Below are 26,261 nucleotides of genomic sequence, written 5' to 3' on the forward strand. Positions count from 1 at the left end.
CGTTATAATGGCGCGATAAATTGCAGGCTAAAATCCTGTTGTATCGAGGTCTCTGAAGGTGTTCAGTTTGAAAGGGATCACGTCACATACCACATTGGAGAACTAGATGAGTACGATTGAACAAGCGATACATGCAAAGGTCGAGGCCGAACTAACACCAACGCATATGCTTATTGAAAATGAGAGTCATATGCACAGTGGCCCTGCGACAGAAAGCCATTTTAAGCTTACTTGTGTGAGTCTCGCATTTGAGGGCTTAAATCGAGTTAAGCGTCATCAGAAGGTGTACGCACTGCTCGGCGCTGAGTTCGATCAAGGTCTGCATGCTTTAGCTTTACATCTTTTTAGCCCCGAAGAGTGGGCTTTAAAACAAACAGTACCGGCGAGTCCAACTTGTCAGGGCGGTAGCTAGTTTTTACAACTTGTTTTGGTTAATACTTGAACAGTCTTGAGTGCCTATGTAAAATCGCGCGCCTTTGACTCTCTCTACGCGGAAAATAGATGACAGCTCGTACGACCGACGCCCCCATTGTGGTTGCTGCTTTATATAAATTTGTAGCATTGCCTAATTATCAAGAGCTCCGGCAGCCTCTATTAGTTTTTTGTGAGCAGCAGGAGATTAAGGGCTCTCTACTGCTCGCTAATGAAGGTATTAACGGCACTGTATCGGGTACTCGCACATCGATAGATGCTTTGCTGGCTTACCTAAAGGCCGATGAGCGTTTGTCTGATATTGAGCACAAGGAGAGCTTTGAAGAAGAGCAGCCTTTTTATCGTATGAAGGTGAAGCTTAAAAAAGAAATTGTGACGATGGGGGTTGAAGGTATCGATCCGTTGCAGGTTGTAGGTACCTATGTCGAAGCCAAGGATTGGAATAAGTTAATAGCGGACCCTGAGGTGGTCTTAGTGGATACTCGCAATGACTATGAATACGAGCTGGGTACCTTTGAGGGGGCTTTAAATCCTGATACGAAGAGCTTTCGTGAGTTTCCCGAGTACGTCGCCAACACATTAGACCCACAAAAACACAAAAAAGTAGCTATGTTTTGTACCGGTGGGATTCGCTGCGAGAAGTCCACTGCTTATATGAAAGAGCAGGGCTTCGAAGAGGTGTATCACTTAAAGGGCGGAATTCTAAAGTACTTAGAAGAAGTTCCCGAAGAGCAAACAAGCTGGAAGGGGGAGTGTTTTGTCTTTGACAATCGAGTCTCTGTCAATCACCAGCTTGAAAAAGGTGAGTGGGATTTGTGTCATGGCTGTCGTTTTCCTATTCGTGAAGAAGATAAACTCAGTGAGCATTATGAGGCTGGAGTATGTTGCCCACGTTGTCACGACGTATTGAGTGATGAGCAAAAAGGGCGATTTCGTGAGCGTCAAAAGCAAATGAAGCTGGCTGAAGAGCGTGGACAGGTGCATATCGGTAGCCCTAGCTCTCAGCGCCAGCGTAACGATTCTTAGATCTTTCTGGGTTTTAGCTAAAGAGCGTTAACTCAAGTCGCTTAAATCCTAACTCTCTGATTTTCCAGCTACACTGAAGCGTAAGACTTACAACGGATCGGTTTTGCGCTTCACCGAATCAGGGAATGAATAAAACCCGCCTCATACGAACACAGCACACCCTGCTTGCCTTAACAGGAGCCTTCTTGTTGAGCGCGGTGCTTATCTTTGCACACTTCTCTGGCCAAAGCCTACTTTCAAGCTCTGTACTTGGCTTGGTATTTGTTGGCTTTTGGGTGGTTAATATAGCCATTGTCGCGGCCGTGATTAGTGGTTTTTCTGAATACTTTAGTGACCCCTCTTTAAGCATGGTTCAGATGTTATGGGCTTCGAGCGTTTGCCTTTTGAGTATGCTGGTGATGCCACGCTACGCTTATCTTGTTTATTTTATGTTGTTTTTAACTGCGATCTTTGGTGTTTTTAGGCTTAAGGCTACGGCGTTTATCGCTTACTCGCTGTTTTTGTCTTTGGGCTTAGGCCTTGTTTTATATACCCAATTCTACTTTTCGATAACCGACTTGTCTGGAGCGGAGCTTGCTCTGACTTGGTCTGTATACGCAGTTTGTTTGTTTATCTTGACTATGCTTTGTTATTCCATGGCAGCACTCAGAGCCAAGCTGCGGCGGCGTAATGCGGAGTTGTATGATGCGGTAGAAGCTCGCAGTCAGTTTTTGGCAAATATGAGCCATGAAATACGCACGCCCATGAATGGGATTATTGGCATGCTCGATTTATTGGATCGTGGCCGTCTCAATAGTGTAGAGCGCAATTACCTTAATGTTGCTCGTTCGAGTAGCCACACTTTAGTGGCTTTAATCAATGACATATTGGATTACTCTAAGATAACAGCGGGCAAAATAGACTTTGACCTTAAAGCCTGCAATATAAAAAAGTTGATCTTTTCTCAATGCCAAGCCTTTTACTTTATGGCCCAACAAAAGGGCTTGGCTTTTGTTTTAGATATTGATCCAAATTTGCCCGATAGTTTTTTATTGGATGAACTTCGTATCAGGCAGTTACTAAATAACATTATTGGTAATGCCTTAAAGTTTACTTCTTCCGGTGTCATAGAGGTGCATGTAAATCTAGGGCAGAGTAGTGAGGCGCTAGAGCTTTTAGAAATACGAGTTAAAGATACCGGCATAGGTATTTCAGAGCAGGCTCAGAAAAAGATTTTTGATAGTTTTTCTCAAGCGGATTCAAGTACCACTCGCAAGTTTGGTGGTACGGGTTTGGGCTTGGCTATATCTAAGCACTTAAGTGAAGCGATGGGCGGCTCGTTAAATGTTAATAGTGAACTTGATAAAGGCAGTGAGTTTATTATTTCCTTGTACGCGGAGGTTGCGGATAAGCAGGCTTCTTTACCTGGTGTGCTCACTGGGCGACGAGTTTTATTGGTCGATGAGCTAGCTGCTCGTAGCCAAGCGCTATCTCGCTTATTAGATTTTTTAGGTGTTAAGTGCGAAGTGTGTGCTGATATTGCCAATGTAGGCAGACTTACTCAGTTAGCTGCCGAGTTTAGACCGGATATTGTGATTGTGTACGCGCGGCACTTAAGTGATGAGCAACAGGCGATATTGCTTAATTTTCGACGTTTAGCGGCCTTTAAATATTTAAAGCTGGTTTTATGCGCTGAAAAACTACCTGAGCACCCACTTTTTACTGGATGTAGTTTGCTGCAAGAGCCATATTCAATAGTAGATCTTTTTAATACTTTAGCCGTTGATCAAAAGTTAAGCGTTAGTGATCAGCAAGAAGCATCAACCCATCCGCAACAAGAGCCGGCTACTGAAACTAGGAGCGAAGTAATGCAAAAAGTATTATTGGTTGAAGATAATTTAACCAATCAGGAGGTTGCCACCATGTTATTGGAAGATTGTGAGGTTGATGTGGTAATTGCCAATAACGGTGCAGAAGCAATCGATATCTTAAAGAAAAATGACACGGAATTCGCTATGGTGTTTATGGACTGTCAAATGCCCGTGATGGATGGCTTTGCAGCCACACAAGCAATACGAGAAGGGCAGGCCGGTGAGCATTGTAAAGGCATTGCGATTGTTGCGATGACTGCCAACGCGTTAGCAGGAGATAGAGAGCGCTGCTTGGATGCCGGTATGGATGATTACACAACCAAACCTATTGCTTTTGAGTCCGTGGAAGAAAAACTAGAGCAGTGGTTAAACAAGCGCAGGACTTGAATTTTACGCTTTAGGCCATATCAAAAGTGCTTGTCTTATGCGAGCACTCCGTATGTCCGAGAACATTGTTACTGTTTCACCTGAGAACGCACAGCGCTATTTAATTGATGAGAGTCGCCAGCGTCTTGTTATTGTCGATTTCTGGGCTCCTTGGTGTGCGCCCTGTAAAGTCTTATTACCCATCTTAGAAAAACTGGCTGATGAATACGCAGGCCAGCTCTTACTCGCCAAAGTAAATGCCGATGAACAGCAAGCTATTGTTGCTCAGTTTGGTGTGCGCAGTTTACCTACGGTTATGCTCATGCGAGATGGGCAGCCGATTGATGGCTTTGCCGGTGCAAAAACAGAAGCTGAGTTAAGAGAGCTTATTGATAAGCATCTTCCTAAAGCCTGGGAGTTAGATTGGCAGCGAGCTAAGTCGCTTCTTGCGGAGGATGTCGATGCTGCTGGTGTGATGCCAGAAGCAATGAGCTTATTAAAAACAGCTTACGTTGATTCAGGTCAGCGTGCAGATATCGCATTCGATTATTGTCGCTGCTTGCTTGTAGAACAGCGCCTACAGCAAGCGCAAGAGATACTTGATGCAGTGACATTGGCGGATCAAAACTCCGATTATCAGCAACTTAAAGCTCAGCTTGATTTGGCATTAGAAGCGGGTAGGGCACCGGAGCTGACTTTATTAGAGCAAGAGCTTAAAGATAGCCCCGATGATGTGGCGCTGGCTGTGAAGCTCGCCGTGCAATACGCACAGCACAAGCACGAAGAAGACGCCTTGGCGTTACTTTATGCATATCTTCAGCAAGATTTAAATGCGCTGGATGGCGAGCTTAGAAAGAGCTTTAGCGATATCTTGGCCAGTCTTGCTAAAGGCGATGCACTGGCAACGCGCTATCAGCGAAAGTTCTACACGCTATTGTATTGATATCAAATAATAGACCGCCGTGAATGGCTACTAGCAAGCCGCGTTTGCTGGCATAATGCGGCACAAATTTATGGGCTCTGAGCTGAACTGGCTCGAGCAATTGCTCAAACCGAGGACTCTATGCAAGATCTAGTCAAACCCCTAAACCCTAATTTTTCTTCTGGCCCGTGTAGCAAACGTCCAGGTTACGATCTTGCTAGTTTGCGTACCGATGTATTAGGGCGCTCTCACCGTTCTGCTTTAGGTAAAAAAGTACTTGAAGAAGCGTGTGTTAAAACAGCCGAGCTTCTTGGTCTTCCTGAAGGTTATCGTGTGGGTATTGTGCCTGCATCGGATACTGGTGCGGTAGAAATGGCTTTGTGGTCACTTCTTGGTCAGCGCGGTGTTGATGTGATGGCTTGGGAGAGTTTTGGCTCAGGTTGGGTTGGCGATATCACCAAGCAATTAAAGCTTGACGATGTGCGTGTGATGGAAGCGGATTACGGCGTATTGCCAGATTTAAATGCGGTTGATTGCAATCGCGATGTTGTTTTTACTTGGAACGGCACAACCTCGGGTGTAAAAGTACCTAACGGCGATTGGATTGCCGATGATCGTGAAGGTTTAACCATCTGTGATGCAACCTCAGCCGTATTTGCTATGGAAATGCCGTGGGAAAAACTCGATGTTGTGACTTACAGCTGGCAGAAAGTGCTCGGTGGTGAAGGTGCTCACGGTGTCATTATTCTTAGCCCTCGTGCTGTAGAGCGTCTTGAGACTTACACTCCGGCTTGGCCTTTACCTAAAATTTTCCGCCTAACCAAAGGCGGTAAGTTAATTGAAGGTGTGTTTAAAGGTGCCACCATCAATACGCCTTCTATGCTGGCTGTAGTGGATTACCTAGATGCACTGAATTGGGTTGAAAGTATTGGTGGCGTTAACGCTACGATTGAGCGCTCGAATCAGAGCTTGGCCTTCATTGAAAAATTTGTTGCAGAGAACGATTGGATTGATTTCCTTGCGAAAGAAGCCAACACCATTTCTAACACCAGTGTGTGTTTATGTGTGGATACTTCACCTGAGAATGTTAAAGCCATGGTGAAGTTACTTGATAGCGAAGGCGTTGCTTACGATATCGGCGCTTACCGCGATGCGCCCCCAGGTATTCGTATTTGGTGTGGTGCTACGGTTGAACCATCGGATGTGGAGAAACTACTTCCTTGGATGGCTAAAGCTTACCAACAAGTTACTGCATAAGCGTCTTTAAATTACGGAACTGAAACTATGTATAAAATCCGAACTTACAACGCGATTTCTGATAAAGGTCTAAGTCGCTTTCCGGCCGCTTCTTATGAAGTTGGTGCCGATATCCCTGATGCGCAAGGCGTAGTGCTTCGCAGCCAAAAACTACATGAAGAACAGCTTCCTGAGAGTGTTCTTGCTGTTGCTCGCGCAGGTGCTGGTGTGAATAACATTCCTGTTGCCGATTATACAGGACAGGGTATTGTTGTTTTTAATACTCCGGGAGCCAATGCCAATGCGGTAAAAGAGCTCGTTCTTGCGGGTATGTTATTAAGCTCTCGAGGGATTCTTGAGGGGCGCACTTATGTTGAAGGTCTTGGTGACATAAGCGATGCCGGTGAAATGAGCAAGTTACTTGAGAAGCAGAAGAAGCAATTTGCCGGCTCTGAGCTTATGGGTAAAACCTTAGGCATTGTTGGTTTGGGCGCGATTGGCTCAATGATTGCCAACGCAGCGCTTGCATTGGGTATGCGTGTTGTTGGTTATGATCCTGCTCTGAGTGTTGATGCTGCATGGCGTTTATCTAGCCAAGTAGAGCGTAAAGAAAGCTTGCAAGCTCTGTTGGGTGATGTTGATTATTTAAGTCTTCATGTGCCTGCAATTGAAGCGACTCGCAACTTAATTAATGAAGACGCTTTAAAGTTAATGAAGCCTACTGCAGCGATTCTTAATTTTGCTCGCGATGCTATTGTTGATGCCGATGCAGTTGTTGCGGCATTAGATGCAGGTGCTTTGCGCCAGTATATTTGTGACTTCCCTATGCCTAATCTAATCGGTCATAGCAAGGTGGTAGCCCTTCCTCATATTGGCGCTTCAACTGCGGAAGCTGAAGAAAATTGTGCGGTTATGGCTGTTGATCAGTTGCGTGATTTTCTTGAGAACGGGAATATCAAAAATTCGGTGAATTTCCCTGAAACAAATATGCCGCGTACTCCAGGTGCTTGTCGTATTTGTTTTACCAACGAAAACGTTAGCGGCGTATTGGGTAATGTTTTGACTGTGTTGGCAGGTAAGGACGTTAATGTCATTGATATGGTTAATAAGAGTCGTAATGACGTTGCTTACAATATTCTTGATATTGAAGGTACGCCGTCGTTTGAAGCGATTGAAGCGATTCGTTCTGCTGAGCACGTGAGCTCTGTTCGAGTGATCTAGCTCTTAGGCTTAATCAAAAAAAGCCGAGCTTTAGCTCGGCTTTTTTGTTTCTGTGTACAAGGTTTTATTTTCAAGTTTGTTTGGGTTCGTACGAAAATCTGAATTAAAAGTCAGTTAATGTAACAAACCCGAAAAAGCTATTCTTGAATAAAGTTGAAGCGGTCGGCGTTCCACTCCCAGGTACTGCTAGAAGAACCAGAGCTGATGATGCGAATGGTATGCTGACCCGCGCTTATAGGAATAAGAGCGTTGGGGCTTAGCTTAACGAAATTATCCCAACTACCATTATTAGGAACAAGTTCTCGAAGGTAGGATGTTCCATCAACAAGAACTTCAATGGCAGTACCTTCTTGAGTTGTACCTAGCCATGCTTCAAAGCGGTAATTACCTGCTTGAGCTACGTTGACTTTGTAGTCGGCCCAGTCGCCACGTTGGTTGAAGTTAATGGCCTCGATCCCGTTAGCACTGTAAGTTTCGAAGCCGCCATAGCTGCCGCCGGTGTTGTTAAACGCTTCGGCTTCTAAGCTAAACTCGGCATTGATCGGTTGGTTGTTGCTGGCTTCAAATTCAATCCAGTTAATATTAAAACCACCACCGTTCATTTCTAGGCGCAACACTTTATTAACACCACCGCTTAGAGTGACGTTATCTAGGCTTACGGTTTTCCAGTTTTGCCAGCCGCCAGTTCCTTCAAAGCTAATATTGCCAAGTGTTTGACCATCTAGCTTAATATCTACGGACTTTCCGCCACTGTTGCCTTGTGCCGCAATACGTAATTTAATGTTGTAGGTACCGCTAGTGACAGCCGCAAGGGTGTATTCGAGCCACTCGTTATTAGCAATCCAGCCTACGTTATAGCCACCATCGCTGCTTGTTTGTATATCAACGCGGGAGCTAGAGCGATATTCGTTACCTGCATTGCCATTGGTACTGTCTGAATAAGCAATATTTTGACCGCCAAGATCAAAGTCTTCCGCTTGAATAAGGCCAGGGATCGTTAAGCTTTGGTAAGCACTTTGCTCTGGATCAGGGGCTGTAGTCGGTGACGGGCTTGGGCTTGGCAGGATTGGATCCGCACCAACATAGTGGTAATAAGAAACATCGTTAGTGGTGTTGTTTTTAGGGTTTCTTTTGTAGGCATTATGGTTGGTTTGCCAAACATAGTTATTGTCAAAAACAACCGAGTCTCTATCAATGACACGATTAGGGTGGAAAGAAAAGCCTTGTTTCCAGTTTGAGCCTGAATCGACATAGAAGATATGGTTGTTTTTCCAAGTGTTGCGTGCAGTTGCTGGTTGGCCATTGCTTTCACTGCCATTTTCTTGGAAGCCGCCATCGCCATTATTTACATGTATACCAACGTTACCGTCAATAAGGTTGTCGACAGAGGCGATTTCTGTCCAAACCATCCAGCGAGTACCCGAATCAATTAGCACGTTTTCGATGGTTTTCGAATTTTTCGTGTAAGCATCAATATCAATACCGTCGACATCAGCATCATAAACCAGGTTGTTTTTAACGGTAATGCCATTGGATGCTTTTACATGGATGGCTCGGCGGGTGGAGTTGTAGATAAAATTACCTTGTGCAAGACTGTCGCCGTAGACATTGTTTAAGAATAATACGTTGCGACAATTATTGGTGTTTAAGCCTTCAACAAGTAGATTCTTGGCATAGCGAACATAGACAGCCGAGAGGCGGTCGTTACCAAGAATTTGGCCGCGTTTAGTACCAAGTATTTTAGTATTATTCTTTGCGCGGTTGTTGGTGCCACGAACTTCAAAAATACCATTAATCACATCCGATACTGAATATTCATCAGGAATGGTGCCGGGAATAACTGGGCCGGTATAGCGCACTGTGCCATCAACCCAAATAGTAGTATTTTCACCTACCTGAATAAGCTTGTCTTTTGAACTTATATTTATGGTACCTCGGAAAATAAAAGTGCCACCTGAGTTGGCAATCGCATTTCGGTGCTGATCTAAATTACTGTTGGTGACTACCGTGCCTGCGCCAGTATAGGTATCAGGGCGAGCATCTGCTAACGAGCTTAGGGTGTTTTGAACCGCAGCTAGTTGAGCGATGTTACTGGCGTAATCACCGGTGCTAAGGCGTGAATCTCGAACAACACTGGGAAGACCTGCTTTGTTGGCAAGGCCGCGAATCGCATTGATGTCACCTCTGCCACCAGGAGCGTCTCGTAAGCGAACTTGGCCGCCGTTGTCTGCGTTGACAAGGGTAAAGCTGGAGTTGTCGTTGTAGTCTAATGCGAAGCTTGCTGCTGGGCTAATAAGACAGGCAAGCAGTGGTATTAAGGGTAGCTTTGATTTCATTACTGAACCTTTGAGTGAGCAATCGGGCCTTTTTAGGGCTGTTATCTTTATTGCGGCACAAATGCATACAGACTTAGTAGGTTATGGGACCTTGGTCGGTATTCAGCGTTTTCTGAGTACCTGTAAGTCTATTCCCTGACTTTAATAAAGTGTTAAGTGGGGCACCTATGCCGTAGTTGTATTGGCAAACCTGCTCGGTAGGTTTACCTCTGCTCGATATATCGAACAGGCAATCAAGACACTGAAACTAGAATGCGACTGCTAAGGTCAATGTTTCAGTAGAGTGCAAGGTGAAGCTACAGATAAGCCTTGGTCGTCGTCAATGTTTGCCATAACTATCTTTAGGAAATGTGAATTGGATTGAGCAACCTTAGTGATCTAGGTTTAAAAAGGGGTAGGGAGGACGATTTACGCGACGATTTAAAGGCATAAAAAAACCCGCCTATTTGGCGGGTTTTTTAACATCGCTTGTGAAGTAAAGCTTACTTGCTAGCGATATAAGTAATCAGGTCAACAACTTTGTTTGAGTAACCGATTTCGTTGTCGTACCAGCTAACAACTTTAACGAAGTTATCGTTCAAAGAGATACCAGCGTCTGCGTCAAATACAGAAGTGCACTTCTCGCCGATGAAATCGTTACTTACAACGGCATCTTCGGTATAACCTAGAACACCTTTCATATCGCCTTCAGCGGCTTCTTTCATTGCTGCACAAATCGCTTCGTAGCTAGCACCGTTTTCCAAGCGACAAGTAAGGTCAACAACACTTACATCAGGAGTTGGTACACGGAAAGCCATACCAGTTAGCTTGCCATTTAGCTCAGGGATGACCTTGCCAACAGCCTTAGCGGCACCAGTAGATGAAGGGATGATGTTCTGGCCAGCGCCACGGCCACCGCGCCAATCTTTAACAGAAGGACCGTCAACAGTCTTCTGAGTGGCGGTAGTAGCGTGAACGGTGGTCATAAGACCTTCAACGATACCGAACTTGTCGTTAAGTACTTTAGCGATAGGAGCCAAGCAGTTGGTAGTACAAGAAGCGTTAGAAACAACGTCTTGACCGGCGTATTCAGTGTGGTTAACACCCATTACGAACATAGGAGTAGCGTCTTTAGATGGAGCAGACATTACAACTTTCTTTGCGCCAGCTTCAATATGCTTGCGAGCAGTCTCGTCAGTAAGGAAGAAACCAGTGGATTCTACTACGTAGTCTGCACCAATCTCGTTCCATTTTAGGTTGGCTGGGTCGCGTTCAGCAGTAATGCGAACGGTGTTGCCATTTACTACAAGGCTGCCATCAACAACTTCTACATCGCCATTGAAGCGACCGTGAGTTGAGTCGTACTTCAGCATATATGCAAGGTAGTCAACGTCGATCAAGTCGTTAATACCAACAACTTCTACGTCAGAGCGCTCACAAGCAGCGCGAAATACGAAACGGCCGATACGACCAAAACCATTGATGCCAATTTTAATTGCCATAGAAAAAATTCCACTGTATCCAGATTTTTGGAGGCGGCGATTATCGTCAATCGAAGTTGAAAAATCAAGTTCGGCCAGACTACAATAGCCGCCCAATTTTGAGCTTGAGGCTAGATAATACGGGCCTTTGGTGACAGCCATGTTGCTGTACATCAAGTCTCATACGATCCCAGCGAGTTGTGAAGGACCACAATAATGCTATTGGGTAGGGGATATTCACAGCTCTATAGGTTAGTTCACTAACCGAAACGGTGCAAAAAAGCACCAACGCTTTTGGTGGAGAAGGCGTAAGACTTAGCTGTTTTAAGCAGCATACTTTTTAGGGGTAGTAACTCATGAAGACCGATTTGTTTATTGTTGGTGGTGATGGCGACCTTGCTTTGCGCAAGTTGTACCCATCTTTGTATTATTTGGAAATCAACAACAGCATGCCTGAAGGTATGCGAATTATCGGTTCTGCTCGTACCGGCCAAAGTCGTGAAGAGTTTCACGCCAAAATTAAGCACTGGCTACAGGCGGGCGTTGATAAGAAACTTTATTCAGAAGAAAAGTGGCAGAGCTTTGCCGACAAAATCTTCTTTGCTCAAGGCGATGCAACCCAGCCAGAACAGTTGCAACAAATAGGTAAAGAGTTCTTCCGTGACGATGCGGTACAAGTTATTTACCTTTCTATTCCCCCGCAGATTTTTGGCAAGGTTTGTCAGAGTTTAGATACCTGTGGTTTAGTTAAAGAAAGTACACGTTTGGTTGTTGAAAAACCGCTAGGTGATAGCCGTGAAAGTTTCCTTGCTATTAACGCAGAACTCGCTCGTGTTTTTTCTGAAAAACAATTATTCCGTATAGATCACTACTTAGGTAAAGAAAGCGTACAAAATTTATTGGCATTACGTTTTGCTAATGATTTTTTTGAGCCTTTGTGGAACAACAAATACATCGACTCTATTCAAATTACTGTTACTGAAACGGTGGGTGTTGGTAATCGTTGGGCTTTTTATAATGAGACTGGCGCTACGCGTGACATGGTGCAAAACCACTTGTTACAAGTACTTTGCTTGATGGCGATGGAACCGCCTTCGGCCCTAGATGCAGACTCGGTTCGTGCCGAAAAACTAAAAGTACTAAAATCATTAAAGCCTTTTTGTAAAGAAAGCGTATTTGATCACACTGTACGTGGCCAGTACGTTGAAGGGGAAGTAGGTGGTGAAACAGTTCCTGGGTATTTAGAAGAAGAGAGTGATAAATATGAAATTGATCCTAACTCTCAAACTGAAACTTATGTCGCAATTGAAAGTGAGATTGAAAATTGGCGCTGGTCTGGTGTGCCTATTTATTTGCGTACTGGTAAGCGTCTAAATAAAAAGCACAGTGAAATTGTTATTTATTTTAAGCAGAGTCATCACAATATTTTTAAAGGCAGTAAAGGTGAGCGTTGTCAGAATAAACTCATTATTCAATTGCAGCCTGATTCTGGTATTAGCTTGCACTTAAATAATAAAGTTCAAGGTTTGGATGCGGGTATTCCTTTACGTGATGATATTTTAAATCTAGATTTTGACGACCACAGTGAACCAATGAAGCACGACGCGTATTCGCGCTTGTTCTTTGATGTGTTCCGCAATGATCAAACTCTATTTGTTAGTGCTGACGAGGTAGAGGCTGCGTGGTTGTGGGTTGATCAAATCTTCTCTTCTTGGGAAGAGCGTGGACAGAAGTGTGAGCCTTATGTGTCTGGTACAGAAGGCCCTGAGAGAGCCAATATGATGGTGAATAGTCGCGGCCAGAAATGGTATGACGGCGAGTACTGTCCTATCGATCTTGACTAATAATTAAGCTAATACGCTCTTTATGAGAACTTAGTGGTCATAACTTTTATAGTTCTGGTTGCTGAGTTCAGAGCGGTATGGGCGCAGATATTTAACGGGGCGCCTATATACGTTTTTGCGCTGTATCGACCATCCCCAATTTCTCTCTTCCTTACTTGCCATCTATACATCATTTAGCCCTACCTGCTATCGATTTTCCCTGTTTACCTAATAAATGAATGTGATTTTGGGGCTTTTTTGAGTATCTCGGTATTAGAGTCACTCAATGTTAGCCTCAGCAGTTAGGGCCTCACATCGTTAAGCCAAGCGAATGGGATCAATACTCGAAAAAACGATGCTTGTGAGTATTTTGTTGGGTGGTAATTGACCTTTGCGTCTTAATCTTGGGTGAAACTCAATCGGTATGCTGGGTTGTTAATCGCGCTAAACGATGTTTGCCCTATTACGGCTTATTTTTTATGCTTTTTCTGGTTCTTTAGTATTGGTCTTTGTGTTGTTGGTTTAAGGTCATTTGACTAACTCTACAATGATGAGATACGCGTCACGCAGTAAGCAAGGGGGCTTAGGTAGAGTGGCGGCTAAAATCGCGATAGGAGTAGTACGTGGCTTTATTTCCCCCTTTTAAAAATACCTTTGTATTAGTTATACCCTTGGCGCTGGCCGCCTGTGGTGGCGCGTCAGATGGTGAATTGCTGCCTAGCGAGTCACCAGACAACTCGGTGAGTCCGGTTCCTGTGGCAAGCCCATCGCCAATTATGAGTCCGACTCCTGTGGCAAGCCCATCGCCAGTTATGAGTCCGACTCCCGTGGCAAGCCCATCGCCAATTGTGAGTCCGAGTCCTGTGGCAAGCCCATCGCCAATTGTGAGTCCGAGTCCTGTGGCAAGCCCATCGCCAATTGTGAGTCCGAGTCCTGTGGCAAGCCCATCACCAGATGTGAACCCATCTCCCTTACCGGTTGTAGATATCGTGGTCGAGGCTGAGAGCTTTGTGGATACTGGTACCAATGGTGGGAGTGATGGTGTCACAGGTTTTGGCCTAACTGAAACGGGCATTAATTTTAATACATCTGGAGATTGGGGAGACTATGATGTCACCTTTACTGAACCGGGTGCCTATCGCGTTATCATCTCCGCCGGTACAACGGTGACTGGGGATACAAACGCTGCTGTTGTTTTAGATGAGTCTGTCGCATCGGCGGCTATTTCTAGCACCGGTGATTGGGATGAGATTGTAGATTTTGATCTTGAAGGTTTAATTGAAGTTGCGGCTGCGGGAACGTATACAGTCCGTTTACAAAGCTCTGGTGCAGCTGCTTGGCAGTGGAATGCTGATAAGCTTACTTTTGTTTATGAAGGTTCAGTAATAAGTCCTGAGCCATCGCCGGTTGCATCGCCAGTACCTTCACCGGTTGCATCGCCAGTGCCTTCACCGGTTGCATCGCCAGTGCCTTCACCTGTTGCATCGCCAGTGCCTTCACCGGTTGCATCGCCAGTGCCTTCACCGGTTGCATCGCCAGTACCTTCACCGGTTGCATCGCCAGTGCCTTCACCGGTTGCATCGCCAGTACCTTCACCGGTTCCATCACCATCGCCTTCACCTAGTGAGGATGACTTTTATCATGACGGTAATGGCTTGCTTTGGAGTCGTGTTGATGGAGCGGCGAATTTCCTTGGTAATGAGGGTTATGTAGCCAACCCTGCGAACTACTTAGTGACAGCGGATTTACTTGAAACAGAAGACGATATTCGCGGTAACTCCACTGAAGTATTCCGTGGTGAGATCTATGATGCCGATGGTGATATCTCTTTCTATGAGAACATCGATGACAACGTACGTCTGTACATCAATGATCAACTAGTACTCTCAAACGACAGCTGGGAAAACGCCTCACAAACTTCTAATCTGAACATTACTCCAGGTTGGAATAAATTTGAATTGCGCCTTGGTAATGCCGATGGCGGTAGTGGTGCGGTAGCCGATCCTGGCTTTGCTATTGATGTTAACGGTGGCACGAACTTTGTTCACCCAAGTGCGATTGCTGGAAATATCTTCCGTTCTGCGGGCAACGTTGTTCGCGATCCGATTCTTCCTCCTCCGGGCGGTATCCTGATCGAGCTAGAAGATTTTGATGCAACGGGCACTACCGGTCGAGTCGGTGGTGACAGCGTAGAAGGTTTTGCTAGCACTGGTACAGGTGTTAACTGGGTGACCAATGGTGACTGGGGCGACTATCACAACGTTTACCTAGAAGCGGGCACGTACCGTTCTTTCATAAATGTAGCAACGGGTAGTGATGGTAGCTACGGTGCACGTATTGAGCTTGATGGTTGGCCTGTTGCTTGGGGGTATTTTGGTCATACCGGTGGTTATGAATCGCCACTTGAGGCTGAACTTTATGGCGGTGACTTTGTTGTTGAAACAAGTGGCAGCTACACCTTGCGCGTTCAAGCGGTTGGTGGTTCTAATTGGCAGTGGAGTGGCGACAGTATTCGTTTAGCAAAAGTAAGTGATGACAATGTTCGTCCTACGCCACTTTATAACCCAGCCGAACACACTGTCTCTGAAATTCAGGGGCCTGCAGTAGGTCTTCAGTATTTAAAAGAGCCTGTCAATATTCCTGCAGCAAATGAAGTTCGTAAATCCGATGTTTGGTACACCTATCCTCAGAACAATGAGATGGAGGGTTATAGCATTGAAGAGTTTGGAGCGACCGGTTCATTCTGGGGGCACCCACCTGAAGAGCATTTTTATGATGATGCGACCATTGTTGAGTGGACCGATCTAGTTGAGGGTTTCCAGGCAATGGGTATTGAATACACCGCACGTGGTGAATTCGATTGGGGTTTCCGTTGGGTGTCTGAATACCTAACTAATCCAGAGCCTCATTTTGTTAAAACACTTGATGACCGAAATGTGCGCATGACCTTTATGGGTTACCTCTCGCACAATGGTTATAACAACAACTGGTTAAGTAATCACAGCCCAGCCTTTGTTCCACACTTGAAATCACAGGTTGATCAGCTGCTTAAAGCGAATCCTGATAAGTTGATGTTTGATACTCAAACAAACTCAACACGTACAACGGATATGCGTACCTTTGGTGGTGATTTTTCTGAGTACGCTATGCAGAACTTCCGTGTGTGGTTAAGTAAAAAGTATGGTCCTGTTCAGCTTGCAACGATGGGTATTGCGGACATCAATACGTTTGATTATGCCGAGTTCTTAATTGGGCAAGGTGTGACTCATACTGCTTGGACAAATGCGGGGAATACCATCACCGGTAATATTCCGATGCTTGAAGACTTTATCTACTTTAACCGCGATGTATGGAACCAGAAGTTTGCAGAGGTATTGGACTATATCCGTGTGCAGCGTCCTAATATCGAAATAGGTGCGAGTACTCAGTTGTTTGAATCTCGCGGTTATCTTTTTAACGAGAACATTACTTTCTTAGCGAATGAGTTGTTCCTTGATGTGAAGGTACCGCTTACCGAGTTGCCAACAAATATTATTGCTCAACTTAAAGCTGCGGAAGCAGTTGGTAAGACCCTAGCTTACTTCCCGTATCCTTCTGAATTTAGTAAGTTACGAGATGAGGATGCGCCTCGCTACGGTCGTGGTTGGGTGACGCAAGCGTATGCTTATGGTGGTTTGTTCTCCATTCCTGCCAATGTGTGGATTGGTGCTGCCGATGCTTACACGTGGTCTCCTGGGCCTGAAAATTACGCCGATATCTATCGTTTTGTTCGTGATCAAGAGCATTTATTTGATGGCTACGAGTCATATTCAAAAGTGGGTATTGTTCACGCTATGTATTCGTCAATGAAGGCGAACATGCTTAACGGTGGTAACCAGATTCTGTCGAGTACCTCACTGTTGACGAAAGACAATATTAATTTTGATATGTTGGTGTTTGGTGATGAAGGTTACCAAGTTGTACCTCGTCAGGCCGACTTTGATAAGTTTGATCATATATTCTATGACGGTGACCTTAACTTTCTAAATGATGCACAGCGTGCAGTGCTTGACGCACAGGGCAGTAAAGTACGTCACATTGGTCAGCGCAATACCGTTGATGGTATTCAGATCAACGTTAGTGTTAACGGCAGTGTTTCTAACGAAACCGTATCAGCGGTATCTCGTGTTCATGACACTAACGCAAACGCACCGTACGTTGTTCACTTGATCAATCGTCCATTCGTTAATGGTGTTACACCAATGCTTGATAATGTAGAAATTGCCATTCCTCAGGATTATTTCCCTGCGGCTGTGACTTCTGCGACCTTGCATTTGCCAGACGGTTCAAGCACGCCTCTAAGCCTATCTAGCAATGCTAATGGTGATACGACAGTGGTTGTGAATGATCTAGAAGTGTGGGGCATGTTGGAATTAGGTCACTAGTTTTTAAAGCATAATAAAAAGATCTAAAGGGCCTCTATTGAGGCCCTTTTTTGTTGTTACTTATTGGTGTTTGTAGGCTTAATTCATTGGTTTTAAATGACGATCCAACTTGTTTTTTAGCTCTTTAGTATGGATTGTTGTGCTGAGTAATTTATTTCTTTTTTTTGTGTGTCAGCTTGCTAATTAATAACACTCATAACTAGGCGATTAATTTATAGCGCGAGTTTGGCGCAGTTTAATTTTGCCTCTGTTTATAAATCTTAAATTGATGATTAAGTTTGTAAGCAGTGACGTACATGTTATTACGCTTGGTTTTATAAAAATAATTTAAAGTCAAACCATAGGGAATGTAGATATAACCCATTCGGGTTGCAGTATCTGCAATGTGATAAATACGATCTTTCTTATTTAAATGTGAGTTTGTTTTTTTATATTTAAATTTGGTTCTTGGAGATACGCTGTTGTTTGTATTGGGTATGTTGTCGAAATACTAAGTTTATGTGCATAAAGATTGTAAGCGGAAAATAACGATAAAAATAATTATTAACCTATCAATCAATTTGGAGCTTTCTATGAAGCTTAATACGAAAAAGGCCTTACTGAGTACCAGTATTGCCTTGTCTTCAGCGTCTATGGTTGCGCTTAGTAGTTCAGCTTATAGCGAAACGATAATCGTTGAAGCCGAATCTTTTATTAGTGCTGGCGGCACTTATGCTGATGGGCAAACAAACCCTGTCAGTATTTATAGTGTTAATGGTGTATCGGCAATTAACTGGATAAACAACGGTGACTACGTTGATTTTAGTGTGGATGCAGCTGGTGGCGAATACGACGTTGAGTACCTTGTAGGTACCAGTGTTGCGGCAAACGCGAATATCGAATTCCTTTTAAATCAAGGCGGCTCTTGGGTGAGCCAAGGCACTGTTGCGGTACCTTTGGGTAACTGGGATGACTTCCAGCCTTTAGCATTGAGCGGTAAGGTGATTTTGCCTGCAGGGACCTCACAAATTAGATTGCAAGCGGTAGGTGCTAATTGGCAGTGGAATATGGATTCATTTTCATTGACGTCCACTTCGGCTCCTTCTCCTTCTCCTTCTCCTTCATCTAATCCAGACCCTATTGGTAGTGTTATCGTTGAAGCTGAAGATTTTTTTGCTACGGATACAACAGGATCGGGTGATTCAGTCGTTGGTTTTGGTACAACGAATACGGGTATTAATTGGAATACCTCAGGTGACTGGGCTGATTACAATGTGACTTTTGACGCTCCGGGTGAGTACAGTGTCACTCTTGCCGCCGGTACGCCGATGAATGGCGATTTAAACGCTGCGGTTTCACTTTCAGGCTCTACTGTTTCAGGTTCAATTAACACCACAGCAGGCTGGGATTCCTATGAAACATTTGATTTAGATGGCACGCTTACAGTCCCGACAGCCGGCACTTATACAGTACGACTAGAAAGCTCTGGTACTCAAAAGTGGCAGTGGAATGCTGACAAGTTCACATTTATCTATGAAGGTTCAGTAACAGAGCCATCGCCGTCACCTTCACCATCGCCATCGCCATCGCCATCGCCATCGCCATCGCCGATTGCCTCTCCATCACCTTCACCGTCACCGATTGCCTCTCCATCACCTTCACCGTCACCGATAGCGTCTCCATCGCCTTCACCTGGTGAGGATGACTTTTATCACGACGGTAATGGTTTGCTATGGAGCCGTGTTGATGGCGCGAGCAACTTCATTGGAAATGACGGATACGTTGCTGAGCCACAGGCTTATTTGGTCACGGCGGACCTTCTTGAAACTGAAGATTCCATTCGTGGAGACTCAACTGAGGTGTTCTTCGGTGAGATCTATGATGCCGATGGTGATATCTCTTTCTATGAGAACATTGATGACAATGTACGTCTGTACATCAATGATCAACTAGTACTCTCAAACGACAGCTGGGAAAACGCCTCACAAACTTCTAATCTGAACATTACTCCAGGTTGGAATAAATTTGAATTGCGCCTTGGTAATGCCGATGGCGGTAGTGGTGCGGTAGCCGACCCTGGCTTTGCTATTGATGTTAACGGTGGCACGAACTTTGTCCACCCAAGTGCGATTGCTGGAAATATCTTCCGTTCTGCAGGCAACGTCGTTCGCGATCCGATTCTTCCTCCTCCGGGCGGCATTTTGATCGAGCTTGAAGACTTTGATGCAACGGGCACTACCGGTCGAGTTGGTGGCGACAACGTAGAAGGTTTTGCTAGCACTGGTACTGGTGTTAACTGGGTGACCAATGGTGATTGGGGTGACTATCACAACGTTTACCTCGAAGCGGGCACGTACCGTTCTTTCATTACGGCAGCAACGGGTAGTGATGGTAGTTATGGGGCGCGTATCGAGCTAGATGGCTGGCCTGTTGCTTGGGGCTACTTTAGCCACACCGGTGGTTATGAATCCCCACTTGAAGTCGAGCTTTACGGTGGTGACTTTGTTGTTGAGCAAAACGGTACTTACACCTTGCGCGTTCAAGCAGTTGGCGGTTCAAATTGGCAGTGGAGTGGCGATAACATTCGTTTAGCTAAAGTAAGCGACAACGCTATTCGCCCAATGCCTGTATACAATCCAGCGGATCACTTGGTTTCAGAAATTCAGGGGCCTACTACGGGTCTTCAGTATTTGAAAGAACCTGTAACTATTCCTGCTGCGAATAAAGTATTGAAGTCTGATGTTTGGTACACCTACGCACAAAATAGTGAGCTTGAGGGGTATAGCATTGAAGAGTTTGGGGCGACCGGTTCATTCTGGGGCCATCCTCCTGAGCATGACTTTTACGATGATGCGACTATTGTTGAGTGGGCCGATCTAGTTGAGGGTTTCCAAGGCATGGGCATTGAATACACCGCACGTGGTGAATTCGACTGGGGCTTCCGTTGGGTGACAGAGTACCTAACTAACCCAGAGCCGCACTATGTGAAGACGCTTGATGATCGCAATGTACGAATGACCTTTATGGGTTACCTCTCGCACAATGGTTATAACAACAACTGGTTAAGTAATCACAGCCCAGCTTTTGTTCCACACCTGAAATCACAGGTTGATCAGCTGCTTAAAGCGAACCCTGATAAGTTGATGTTTGATACTCAAACAAACTCAACACGTACAACGGATATGCGCACCTTTGGTGGTGACTTTTCAGAGTACGCGATGCAGAACTTCCGCGTGTGGTTAAGCAAGAAGTATGGTCCTGTTCAGCTTGCAGCGATGGGTATTGCTGACATCAATACGTTTGACTATGCCGAGTTTTTGATTGATCAAGGTGTCACTCATACTACATGGACAAATGCCGGTAATACCATCACTGGTAATATCCCGATGCTTGAAGATTTCATCTACTTTAACCGCGATGTATGGAACCAGAAGTTTGCTGAAGTAACAGATTACATCCGAGTACAACGCCCTAACATTGAAATTGGTGCGAGTACCCAGTTGTTTGAGTCACGTGGTTACCTCTTTAACGAGAATATCACTTTCTTAGCGAATGAACTGTTCCTAGATATGAAGTTGCCGCTTACCGAGTTGCCAACGAATATTATTGCTCAATTTAAAGCTGCCGAAGCCGTTGGAAAAACGCTAGCGTATTTCCCGTATCCTTCACAGTTCAGTAAGTTACGTGATGAGGATGCACCTCGTTACGGTCGTGGTTGGGTCACGCTAGCCTATGCGTATGGTGGTCTGTTCTCCATTCCTGCCAATGTGTGGATTGGTGCAGCTGATACGAATACTTGGTCACCAGGTGCTGAAAACTACGCCGATATCTATCGTTTTGTTCGTGATCAAGAGCATTTGTTCGACGGTTACGACTCATATTCAAAAGTGGGTGTTGTTCACGCTATGTATTCGTCAATGAAGGCTAACTTACTTAATGGCGGTAATCAGATTTTGTCGAGTACCTCACTGTTGACGAAAAACAACATTAATTTTGATATGTTGGTATTCGGTGATGAAGGTTATCAAGTTGTACCTCGTCAGGCCGACTTTGATAAGTTTGATCATATATTCTACGACGGTGATCTTAACTTTCTAAATGATGCACAGCGTGCATTGCTTGACGCACAGGGCAGTAAAGTACGTCACATTGGTCAGCGCAATACCGTTGATGGTATTCAGATCAACGTTAGTGTTAACGGCAGTGTTTCTAACGAAACCGTATCAGCGGTATCTCGTGTTCATGAAACTAACGCAAGCGCACCGTACGTTGTTCACTTGATCAATCGTCCATTCGTTAATGGTGTTACACCAATGCTTGATAATGTAGAAATTGCCATTCCTCAGGATTATTTCCCTGCGGCTGTGACTTCTGCGACCTTGCATTTACCAGACGGTTCAAGCACGCCTCTAAGCCTATCTACCAATGCTAATGGTGATACGACAGTGGTTGTGAATGATCTAGAAGTGTGGGGGATGTTAGAGCTAGGTCACTAGTTTTAAAGCATAATAAAAAGATCTAAAGGGCCTCAATAGAGGCCCTTTTTTGTTTTTTATCTTTTATTGGGGGAGGGGCCTTATTGTAAATAAGGGGTCAAAAAACAGCATTTATTTAATTGTTTTTATCATGGTTTTGATCTTTTGGGCTTGTTGTTCGGCCTGCTTTTATCCAGGGTTTATATTTAAAACCGTCGTTTATATTAGGCTGGTTCTTTAGTTTTATGTGTTTTGGGGGGAGGCTGAATTAGGTTTAACTTTCTGTTTATTGCCGCTTAAGTAAAAGTCAGCCATTGGTATGGTATTGCGGTTTTATGTGTTTGTTGACTGGCATATTACTTTTGACATGCTAGGTTTTAGTTTCTGTTTGTTAACAATTAACAGTTAAATGAAGTCAAGCAGTTGGTGAATGTGTTATCGCGCTGGATTTTATTGAAATAATTTAACGTCAAATCACAGGGAATGTGGATTTACCCACTCGGGGTGTTGTATCTATAGTGAGAAATACGATCTTATTCTCTTTTTAAACTTCATTTAATAGTCAAAATGAAAGTTTAAATGCTGTGCTTAACGGTACGCTGTTGTTTGTATGGGTTATGTTGTCGACATGCTAAGTTGGTATCCGTAAAGGTTGTAAGCGGAAGATAACGATAAAAATAATTATTAACCTATCAATCAATATGGAGCTTTTATGAAGCTTAATACTAAGAGGACGTTGCTGAGAACGTGTATAGCATTGTCTTCGGTGTCAATTTTTTCGTTTAGCAGCTTAGCGTCAAGTGAAACCCTAGATGTTGAAGCTGAATCTTTTTCTAATTTCGGCGGTACCTATGCCGACGGTAACCCCAGTCAGCCAGACCCAGTTAATGTCTATAGTGTTAATGGTGAAACGGCGATTAATTTTGTAAACAACGGTGATTATGTTGATTACAGTATCAATGCGGTTGGTGGCATTTATGAGGTTGAATATCTGGTAGGCACTAACATTGCCTCGAACTCAAATATTGAGTTGCTTGTGAACCAAAATGGTTCTTGGGTAAGTCAGGGCACTGTCGCAGTCCCTCAAACTGGTTGGGATAATTTTCAAGCTTTAAAAGCCAGTCACGACGTTAATCTAGCGAGCGGCACTTCACAATTACGCCTGCAGGGTGTGGGTGCCAATTGGCAGTGGAATTTGGAATCATTTTCATTGACTTCAGTGGCAACGGTAACACCTCCTCCAACAGTGACACCTCCTCCTTCAGGCGGCAGTTCGGTCACGGTTGAAGGTGAGGACTTTCTTGATACTGGCGGCGCAGGTGGCGGTTTTACAACGCGCACTTGGGGCGGTACGCGAGTTATTGCAAACGGGGTTCAGACTGGAGACTGGGCTGATTATGGGGTGATCTTTCCTGCGACAGGTAATTATGACTTTAGCGCCGTTATTTCTTCTGTAGCGGCAAATGATAATGGCATAAATGTGTACATTGATAATGTGCTTGTTGCCTCGTCTCCTATATCGGGTTCAAATTACAATGATTTCGCGGATACCCTAATTGGCTCTGGCATTTCGGTTACTGAGGGGATTCATACGGTTAGGCTTGAATCAACCAGCAGTGTTAATAAATGGAACTGGTATGTAGATAGTTTTACCTTCTCGCAAACTGGGGCTGCTTCAAGCCCGACGCCAACACCGAGCGTTACACCAACACCCACAGTGTCATCTACGCCTGAGCCAGATGGTCAAACGGCTTATACAAGTCACGCGATTCCAGGTTCTGTAGAAGCGGAAGATTTTGATAATGGCGGGGCAGGTGTTGCTTATAGTGATACTTCTAATGGCAACTCCGGTAACGCATATCGAAGTGGAGAAAGTGTCGATATTCAAAGCACGTCGGACAGTGGTGGTGGGTTTAATGTCGGTTGGATCGCTGGAAGTGAGTGGTTGGAATACACCATCGCTAATGTAGCGGCCGGTAGTTATGATATTGATCTTCGTATCGCCGCCAACGGTACGGGTTCTGGTAAAGGTGTTGTTGTTAAATTAGGCAATCAGACACTCGGTACAGCCTCCTTTAGTGGTACAGGTGGGTGGCAGTCTTGGCAGACTGTGAGCTTAAATAATGTCGCTATTAGTGGTGGTTCGAATCAAGTACTTCGCCTAGAAATGATAGGTGGTGGTTTTAACCTAAACTGGCTTGAATTTAGTCGCTCCAGTGGTGTTACACCATCACCGTCTGTCTCTATTTTGCCCTCACCGTCACCCTCTCCAACAATACCTGTAGGCAATCCTCTTGTGCTTGAGATGGAGAGCTTCACGTCGACCGGGACTGTTGGTCGAGTCGGTGGTGATAGTGTTGATGGTTTTGGCAAAACGGCTACCGGTGTTAACTGGGTAACCAATGGTGATTACGGCAACTACAACGTCAACTTCCCTCAGTCGGGCACTTACCGAGCGTATTTCACATACTCTGCACCGGCCGGTAGCTATGGTGTGCGTGTCGATCTAGAAGGTTCTCCTAGCGCATGGGCGTATTTTGCCGATACCGGTAGCTGGGACATTGCCGCAGAGGTTGAGCTTTATGGCGGCGACTTAGTAGTGAAAAATGCAGGCACACATTCGATTCGTGTTGAGGCGATTGGAGGTTCAGATTGGCAGTGGAGCGGTGACAAAGTTAGATTTGTTCGTGTTAGTGGCAGCACTTCAGCGCCTTCAGCAATCTATAACCCAAATGAACATACGGTTTCAGCTATTCAAGGCCCTGCAACGGGTTTGCAGTATTTGAAAGCGCCAGTTCAAATCCCGACAGCCAACAAGGTTCTTAAATCGGATGTTTGGTATACCTATCCTCAGAATCAGGATCAGCCTGGTTATGGCAACTTTGGCGCGACTGGTTCCTTCTGGGGACACCCACCTGAGAGCAAGTTCTACGACAATGCCACCATTAATGAGTGGGTTGACTTGGTGGATGGTTATCAAAATAACGACGATCTTGAATATACCGCACGTGGTGAGTTCGATTGGGGCTTCCGCTGGTTTACTGAATATACCAAGAACCCTCAGCCACATTATGTTCGATCGCTTGACGACCGCATGGTACGAATGACCTTTATGGGGTATCACAGCCATGAAGGTTACAACAATAACTGGTTGAGTAATCACAGCCCGGCATTTGTCCCTTTTTATAAGTCGCAGGTGGATCAGTTACTTAAAGCGAATCCTGATAAGTTGATGTTTGATACACAAACCAATTCAACGCGTACGACGGATATGCGTACCTTTGGTGGAGACTTCTCAGAATACGCAATGGAAAACTTCCGCGTATGGCTTGGTAAGAAGTATAACAACGCTGAACTATCGGCCTTGGGTATTAATAATATCAATACCTTTGACTATGGTGAGTTTTTAAGAGGCAAGGGCATTAGTCATACCGATTGGACCAACGCCGGTAATACCATCACCGGTAATATTCCTTTACTTGAGGATTTTATCTACTTTAACCGCGATGTCTGGAACCAGAAATTTAGCGAAGTATTGGATTATATTCGTCAGAAGCGCCCAGACATTGCCATCGGTGCAAGTACCCAATTGTTTGAATCTCGCGGCTATCTCTTTAACGAGAATATTACCTTCTTAGCCAATGAATTGTTCCTAGATATGCAGCTACCTTTAACGCAGTTGCCGACCAACATCGTGGCTCAATTTAAAGCCGCTCAGGCGGTTGGTAAGCCCCTTGCGTACTTCCCATACCCATCGGAGTTTGCCAAGCTTCGTGATCAAAACGCGCCTCGTTATGGCCGTGGTTGGGTTGCGCAGGCTTATGCCTACGGTGGGCTGTTCTCGATTCCTGCCAATGTTTGGATCGGTGCGGCTGATACCAATACCTGGTCGCCAGGTGCTGACAACTATCGTGATATTTACCAGTTTGTGCGTGCACAACGTACTTTGCTTGATAACTACACTTCGTATTCAAAGGTGGGGTTAGTGCACGCCATGTATTCATCCATGAAAGCTAACTTGCTTAATGGTGGTAATCAGGTCTTAGCAAGTACTCGGCTTTTAACGGAAGATAACGTCAACTTTGATTTGTTAGTTTTCGGTGATGAAGGCTATGAGGTTGTGCCTCGTGCCGCCGACTTTAATAAGTTTGATCATATTGTGTACGACGGTGATCTTAACTTACTGACTTCGGCACAGCGTGCGGTACTTGATGCCCAAGGGAGTAAAGTCCGTCATATTGGGCAAGTTGGTACGCTATCGGGCTTGGCAATTAATGTGAGTATCAATGGAGCAGTTTCTAATGAAGCAGTATCTGCGGTATCTCGTATTCATGAAACCAATAGCAATGCGCCTTATGTACTGCACTTGATTAATCGTCCGTTTGCCAACGGGGCAACGCCCGTTCTTAATGGTGTTGAAGTAGCGATTCCGCAAGGCTATTTCCCAGAAGACGTGACAACGGCAACCTTGCACTTGCCAAATGGCAACAGCACTAACTTGCCGGTCTTCACTAATGCTAATGGAGAGCAGGTGGTCGCTGTCGATGATCTTGAAGTGTGGGGTATTTTAGAGCTAGGTCACTAGCTTTAAAGCCACATTGTTAGATGAAAAGGGGCCTTTGTAGGCCCCTTTTTTTGTAGCTACAAAAGCCTCGTCTACACTGTAAGTCAGACTATTAACGGGCGATATACAGCTGGAAGGAGCTTGAGT

The 26,261-nt window shown here is 44.9% G+C and carries 12 protein-coding genes; 10 read left to right on the forward strand and 2 right to left on the reverse strand.

Annotation, left to right across the window (positions count from 1 at the left end; translation table 11 throughout):
• Positions 1 to 106: 106 nt before the first annotated feature.
• The 6 genes from AB1S55_RS11585 (at position 107) to AB1S55_RS11610 (ending at position 7,053) form a co-directional block, all read left to right on the forward strand.
• Positions 107 to 412, forward strand: coding sequence for a BolA family protein (locus AB1S55_RS11585; protein WP_370978342.1), 306 nt, complete (start codon positions 107 to 109; stop codon positions 410 to 412).
• Between the two features lie 89 nt (positions 413 to 501).
• Complete coding sequence (locus AB1S55_RS11590; RefSeq protein ID WP_370978343.1) at positions 502 to 1,458, forward strand: rhodanese-related sulfurtransferase; 957 nt, start codon at positions 502 to 504, stop codon at positions 1,456 to 1,458.
• A gap of 125 nt (positions 1,459 to 1,583) precedes the next feature.
• Positions 1,584 to 3,695: an ATP-binding protein gene (locus AB1S55_RS11595; RefSeq protein ID WP_370978344.1), complete on the forward strand. Its 2,112-nt coding sequence runs from the start codon at positions 1,584 to 1,586 to the stop codon at positions 3,693 to 3,695.
• Positions 3,696 to 3,732: 37 nt separating this feature from the next.
• Complete coding sequence (trxA, locus tag AB1S55_RS11600; protein ID WP_370978345.1) at positions 3,733 to 4,617, forward strand: thioredoxin; 885 nt, start codon at positions 3,733 to 3,735, stop codon at positions 4,615 to 4,617.
• A 120-nt stretch (positions 4,618 to 4,737) separates the two neighbouring features.
• A complete protein-coding gene (locus tag AB1S55_RS11605) occupies positions 4,738 to 5,853 on the forward strand; it encodes a phosphoserine transaminase (RefSeq protein ID WP_370978346.1) in 1,116 nt (371 codons plus the stop codon).
• A 27-nt stretch (positions 5,854 to 5,880) separates the two neighbouring features.
• Positions 5,881 to 7,053, forward strand: a complete 1,173-nt coding sequence (locus AB1S55_RS11610) for a 3-phosphoglycerate dehydrogenase family protein (protein ID WP_370978347.1) — start codon at positions 5,881 to 5,883, stop codon at positions 7,051 to 7,053.
• 137 nt (positions 7,054 to 7,190) lie between these two features.
• Here the strand turns inward: AB1S55_RS11610 and AB1S55_RS11615 are convergent, their stop codons facing one another.
• Positions 7,191 to 9,389: a carbohydrate-binding protein gene (locus AB1S55_RS11615; protein ID WP_370978348.1), complete on the reverse strand. Its 2,199-nt coding sequence runs from the start codon at positions 9,387 to 9,389 to the stop codon at positions 7,191 to 7,193.
• Positions 9,390 to 9,871: 482 nt separating this feature from the next.
• On the reverse strand, positions 9,872 to 10,870 hold the full coding sequence (gene gap / locus AB1S55_RS11620) for a type I glyceraldehyde-3-phosphate dehydrogenase (RefSeq protein ID WP_370978349.1): 999 nt from the start codon (positions 10,868 to 10,870) through the stop codon (positions 9,872 to 9,874).
• Between the two features lie 335 nt (positions 10,871 to 11,205).
• Here gap and zwf point away from each other — a divergent pair, with 335 nt between their 5' ends.
• From zwf to AB1S55_RS11640, 4 genes are all read left to right on the forward strand, one after another.
• Positions 11,206 to 12,693: a glucose-6-phosphate dehydrogenase gene (gene zwf / locus AB1S55_RS11625; protein ID WP_370978350.1), complete on the forward strand. Its 1,488-nt coding sequence runs from the start codon at positions 11,206 to 11,208 to the stop codon at positions 12,691 to 12,693.
• A gap of 602 nt (positions 12,694 to 13,295) precedes the next feature.
• Positions 13,296 to 17,096, forward strand: a complete 3,801-nt coding sequence (locus AB1S55_RS11630; protein ID WP_370978351.1) for a carbohydrate-binding protein — start codon at positions 13,296 to 13,298, stop codon at positions 17,094 to 17,096.
• Between the two features lie 572 nt (positions 17,097 to 17,668).
• The gene (locus tag AB1S55_RS11635) at positions 17,669 to 21,571 is read left to right on the forward strand and encodes a carbohydrate-binding protein (protein WP_370978352.1); all 3,903 of its coding nucleotides are present in this window, start codon (positions 17,669 to 17,671) and stop codon (positions 21,569 to 21,571) included.
• A gap of 745 nt (positions 21,572 to 22,316) precedes the next feature.
• Positions 22,317 to 26,135, forward strand: coding sequence for a carbohydrate-binding protein (locus tag AB1S55_RS11640; protein WP_370978353.1), 3,819 nt, complete (start codon positions 22,317 to 22,319; stop codon positions 26,133 to 26,135).
• Positions 26,136 to 26,261: the final 126 nt, after the last annotated feature.

Source organism: Agaribacterium sp. ZY112 (assembly GCF_041346925.1).
In the GTDB taxonomy this organism is placed as follows: domain Bacteria; phylum Pseudomonadota; class Gammaproteobacteria; order Pseudomonadales; family Cellvibrionaceae; genus Agaribacterium.